Source organism: Vibrio genomosp. F10 str. 9ZD137 (assembly GCF_049974785.1).
In the GTDB taxonomy this organism is placed as follows: Bacteria; Pseudomonadota; Gammaproteobacteria; order Enterobacterales; family Vibrionaceae; genus Vibrio.
Map to the genome: position 1 here is coordinate 1 of NZ_JBNGCJ010000417.1, position 5,049 is coordinate 5,049.

The 5,049-nt window shown below is 43.4% G+C and carries 5 protein-coding genes; 3 read left to right on the plus strand and 2 right to left on the minus strand.

Translation table 11 applies throughout. The annotated features are described in order from the left end of the window. On the minus strand, positions 1 to 742 hold a 742-nt coding region (queA, locus tag ACP45E_RS09940; protein ID WP_069584958.1), incomplete at its 3' end, for a tRNA preQ1(34) S-adenosylmethionine ribosyltransferase-isomerase QueA. 293 nt (positions 743 to 1,035) lie between these two features. On the opposite strand from queA, the gene ACP45E_RS09945 reads away from it, so the two are divergent. After that, a complete protein-coding gene (locus ACP45E_RS09945) occupies positions 1,036 to 2,976 on the plus strand; it encodes a HAMP domain-containing methyl-accepting chemotaxis protein (protein WP_069584956.1) in 1,941 nt (646 codons plus the stop codon). 176 nt (positions 2,977 to 3,152) lie between these two features. Further along, positions 3,153 to 3,593, plus strand: a complete 441-nt coding sequence (locus ACP45E_RS09950; RefSeq protein ID WP_017035748.1) for a CBS domain-containing protein — start codon at positions 3,153 to 3,155, stop codon at positions 3,591 to 3,593. 73 nt (positions 3,594 to 3,666) lie between these two features. Here ACP45E_RS09950 and ACP45E_RS09955 read toward each other — a convergent pair whose 3' ends face one another. Further along, complete coding sequence (locus ACP45E_RS09955; protein WP_017035749.1) at positions 3,667 to 4,572, minus strand: hydrogen peroxide-inducible genes activator; 906 nt, start codon at positions 4,570 to 4,572, stop codon at positions 3,667 to 3,669. A gap of 185 nt (positions 4,573 to 4,757) precedes the next feature. Here ACP45E_RS09955 and ACP45E_RS09960 point away from each other — a divergent pair. Beyond that, on the plus strand, positions 4,758 to 5,049 hold a 292-nt coding region (locus tag ACP45E_RS09960; protein ID WP_141707279.1), incomplete at its 3' end, for a redoxin domain-containing protein.

A 5,049-nucleotide genomic window follows, 5' to 3' on the forward strand; every position in this document is an offset into this window, starting at 1 on the left:
CGCCACGAGCTTTCGTCGCTGCAATCGCGTCCACAACCTCTTGCGGGACTTCGACATATTCGGCGTGCATATGATGATCGTTAATATTGTCGACTTTTACGGGTTGAAACGTCCCTGCACCGACATGCAAGGTAACATAAGCAAATTCACCCCCCTTTTCTTGTATCTTAGCTAGAATCTCTTCATCAAAGTGCAAACCCGCTGTCGGAGCGGCGACCGCACCTGGCTTTTCGTTATAAACCGTTTGGTAGCGCTCTTTATCTGCATCTTCATCGGGTCTGTCGATGTAAGGTGGCAATGGCATGTGACCAACACGGTTTAATATCTCAAGCACTGACTGGTCTGAATCAAAATGAATCTCGAATAAGGCATCGTGCCTCTCTACCATAGTGGCTTTGTATTCGTCTTTTTCACCTAAAAACAAACGCGTGCCAGGCTTTGGCGACTTAGAGCAACGGACATGAGCCAGAATGCTTTTTTCATCGAGCATTCGTTCAACAAGTACCTCCAGTTTTCCACCGGATTCCTTGCGGCCAAAAAGACGGGCTGGAATAACTCGCGTGTTATTGAAAACCATCAAATCGCCGGGTTCAACCAAATCAAGAACATCGGTAAACGCGCGATCATTCAGAGCACCATTCATGCCATCTAAGTGCAGAAGGCGGCTTGCTGTACGCTCTGCTGTTGGGTAGCGAGCAATCAGTTCATCAGGGAGTTCAAAGTGAAAATCAGAAACTTGCATGGTCATCGTCTTGTCTAGTGGAAACTTGCTCTAGTCCATAGAGCCGTTAGCCGTAAGAGAACCATCAGCGATGGTTTTTACGCAGCCGACTAGTATATGCCGCTACACTTCAATAGCAAGAGCTGTTCCTACGTTCAAAATAAATTGTTACTTTTTTAAATGATAAAACAATCACTTAAAAAATAACGCCGCAATCAATTCGTCTAATCTAATTATCTCTTCTAAAATGAAACAAAAAGCATAATAAAAACAACGTCGCTGGGCCTACTAACATTATATTTGGGTAATACAGAATGCGTTTAAAAAAACAACTTACCTACGGGTTCGGGCTGATTATTTGCTTACTGCTCATCACTTCGGCCATCTCATATTTTCGTTTTAGTGCGACAAATGCAGGGTTCAACCAATACCGAGGCTTGGCATTAGGCAGTGTTTTTACCGGCCGGATTCAAGCTAATATTTTGGAAGCCCGTTTAGCCGCCAATAAATATTTGAAACATCAAAATAATGCAACTCGAGAACAGGTCAAATCCCGGTTGGATACCAGCATATCATTGCTGGCTGATGCCAAAAAACTAAAGCTCGACTCAGATCACGCAGCAGAATTTGATAACATCAGCGCCCAAATGAAGGAGTATGAAAACAGCTTCAATCAAGTGGTGCAATTGATCGACCAACGCAATATCTTAGTCTCTTCACAGTTAGACCCTGCTGGTTTAGCCATGCGAAAAGCACTTTCAGCAATAATGCAAGAAGCCTACGACACAAAATCCGGTGCTGTAGGGCTATATTCTGGGCAATTGCAAGAAAGTATCTTACTCGGGCGTCTCTATGCGGTGAAATACCTGGTCAGCAATGAGCAAGTTGACGCTGACCGTGTGAGCGCTGAATTCAAACAAATGGTAATGCGTGCTGATACATTAAAACAAGCCATCACTACATCCTCAGAACGCAAGTTATTAGAAAATTATCAATCCGCCTTTTCTACCTACCAAGAGGCATTTTCGTCGATTGTTAAAACCATCCAACAACGTAATGCCATTATTAGAGATAAATTAGACGTCATCGGTGGATCTGCGGCAGCAACGATTGAAACGATCAAATTAAAAACCAAGGAACAGCAAGATAAAGTGGGTCCTAGCATGGTTGAGCAATTCAACAGTGCTCAAACCATTTTATTGGTGCTGTCGACCGCTGCGACATTGCTTGCGTTATTCATCGCTTTCTTTATATACAGAGGTATTTTAAGGGTCGTCGGTGGAGAACCTAGTGATATTGAGAAACTGGTTCGAGAGGTGTCTGAAGGGGATCTCTCCGAAGAACTGCAGACTGATGGCAGTGAAACCGGTATTTATTACAATATTGTTCAAATGCGCAAAGAATTACGCCGCATTATCGAAAGCTTCCACTCTATTTCAGACAACATATCTTCAAGCACTCTGCAACTGGGCGATGTCATGTCACAAACTCAAGATAACGCACAGAAAGAGTTAAGCCAAGTCGAACAGATTGCTACCGCCATTACCGAGCTATCAAGCACCGCCAGCGAAGTAAGTCAGAACGCCTCTGGTGCTGAAAGTGCCGCCAGCGGTGCCACTTCCAACGTTGCATCAGGCCAAGAAGCTCTAAACTCTTCTGATAATGTGTCACGAAATATTGAACATTCCATTGAGGAAACGACCAAAATTGTCAATCAGCTCCGAGAATACTCTATTGAAATCGGTACGGTTGTCGAGGTCATCAATACCATATCTGAGCAAACGAATCTGCTTGCCTTGAATGCAGCTATCGAAGCAGCACGGGCGGGTGAGCAAGGACGCGGATTTGCTGTCGTTGCCGATGAAGTGCGTTCTCTGGCGGCGAAAACTCAGCAGTCTACGGTTGATATCCAGGAAATCATTTCACGATTACAAAAACAGGCTGAGGAAGCGAATCAATACATGGAATCGAATATGTCTTTGGTCGATGACTCGCGGTCTATCAGTGAACAGCTGCGGTCGTCATTTGTTGAGATAGCCAATTCGGTAACCTTGATTTCAGATATGAACACGCAAGTAGCAACGGCATCAGAAGAGCAATCTGGTGTGACTCAGGATATTTCACAAAATGTCTCCATAACCTTTGATATCGTAAACCAAAACGTTGAACAGGTTGGAATCAGTAAGCAAGCCAGTGAGGCACTTTCTGCCCTCGTTGAAGAGCAAAAATCTCTACTGCGCTTTTTCAAACTGTAATCCCACACAGTGTCATTTGAATCACGCTTTTTGTCAGTACTCACTTCACAGTGGGTACTTTGTTATTTGAAACAGATCAAGGACATGACGAATAACATGGGAAAGTGGGGGAAGATCTCAGATATTCTACTGGTTTGTTTCTATAGTTAGGTTAAAGACAATAGCAGGAGGCGAATATGATAAAAGTCGAAGACATGATGACCCGCAACCCCCATACACTGTTGCGCTCTCATACCCTGTCTGATGCAAAAAACATGATGGAGGCGCTTGATATTCGCCATATTCCAGTTGTCGATGCAGAAAGAAAAGTACTCGGTATTATTACGCAGCGTGGTGTGTTAGCCGCGCAAGAATCAAGCTTACAGAAATTGCCCAGTGATCAATCTTATACCCTATCCACACCGCTCAATGATGTCATGCACACTAAGATTATGACGGTATCACCACATGCTGGTTTAAAAGAAAGCGCCAAGTACATGCAAAAACATAAGGTGGGGTGCTTACCCATTGTGGATGGTGACGAGCTGGTGGGGATTATTACCGACAGTGACTTCGTTTCGATCGCTATTACCTTACTTGAGTTGCAAGAAGACAGCGATCCTGAAGAAGCAGAATAAAACGCTAAAAAACAGGCCGAATGCCCCGTGCTTTCTAGCTGGTTCACAAGATAATAGGGGCCACGACCAAACTCTATAATAGCTCAGAGACAACATCGGCTAATTGGTTAAATGTTGATGTCCGAGAAGTACTCGGTCTCCAAACAAGTCCTATGTTTCGATAAGCTTGCTGACCAGGTGGGTCAACAACGACCAAATTTTGGTTTTCAAGTAAGCCATGGTCAATGGCCATTTGAGGAATAAATGTTGTTCCCAGCCCATTCGCCACCATTTGCACTAACGTATGCAAGCTGGTTGCACTGAATGGATTGATCTTTTCTTTATCGGTTAATTTGCATGCCGACACAGCGTGTTCCGTTAAGCAGTGTTCTTTCTCTAATAGAAAAACAGACTCATCGGGTAAGTCGTCATATTTAATTGGCACTCGAATGGCGTCTGCCTGATGACGACTGATCACCATCCTAAATGGATCTTTCCCAACAATTTTACTGTGCATACCATCGATATCGACAGGTAACGCTAGAATGAGAACATCAAGTTCACCATGACGCAGGGCGGCCAACAGATTGGTGGTGGTATCTTCTCGTAATAGCAAATTGAGATGAGGAAAACGTCTATTTGCTTCCTGAACCAAATCACATAAAAGAAACGGAGCAATAGTCGGAATACAACCAACTTTTAACTGCCCTTGCAGGGTATCCCCTTGGCATAACTGCCCCAGCTCAACTAAGTCTTGTCCTTTTGCTAACAGCTCCCTCCCTTGAGTCACGACCATCTCGCCAGCTTGAGTAAAAACAAGAGGACTTTTTTTGTCTTTTTTCTCGTACAATGGACAACCGATCAGTTCTTCTAGGTTTTGAATCCCTTTGCTCAAGGTGGATTGGCTTACAAAACACTTATTGGCAGCATCACTAAAATGACGAGTTTCATGCAAGGTGATCAAATAATGCAGTTGCTTAAGGCTAGGCCATTTATTCATAATATAATCAATAGTTTTAGAAGTTTCAGTCAAAGTAACAATCGATAAAGGCTCATCGCTTTTATCGATTAACTTAATCTATTTAATTCGCTTTTTTCTATAGTAACTTTTGTACTATAGTTTGTCGCGTAGAAACGAAAGCCCAAGCAAACATGCTTGGACAACCACTTTTTAGGAGATTCAAAATGGTACTAGTAGGACGTCAAGCCCCTGACTTTACAGCAGCAGCAGTTCTAGGTAACGGTGAAATCGTAGATAACTTCAATTTTGCTGAGTTCACTAAAGGTAAAAAAGCCGTTGTTTTCTTTTACCCACTAGACTTCACATTCGTTTGTCCTTCTGAGCTGATTGCTTTTGATAACCGTCTAGCTGATTTCCAAGCGAAAGGCGTTGAAGTAATCGGTGTTTCAATCGATTCTCAATTCTCTCACAACGCATGGCGCAACACTGCTATCGCTGATGGCGGTATCGGCCAAG

Bases quoted from the DNA above. Each gene is read 5' to 3' on its own strand.
- ACP45E_RS09955 (WP_017035749.1), bottom strand. From the start codon at position 4,572: ATGAATAAATGGCCTAGCCTTAAGCAACTGCATTATTTGATCACCTTG.
- ACP45E_RS09950 (WP_017035748.1), top strand. From the start codon at position 3,153: ATGATAAAAGTCGAAGACATGATGACCCGCAACCCCCATACACTGTTG.
- ACP45E_RS09945 (WP_069584956.1), top strand. From the start codon at position 1,036: ATGCGTTTAAAAAAACAACTTACCTACGGGTTCGGGCTGATTATTTGC.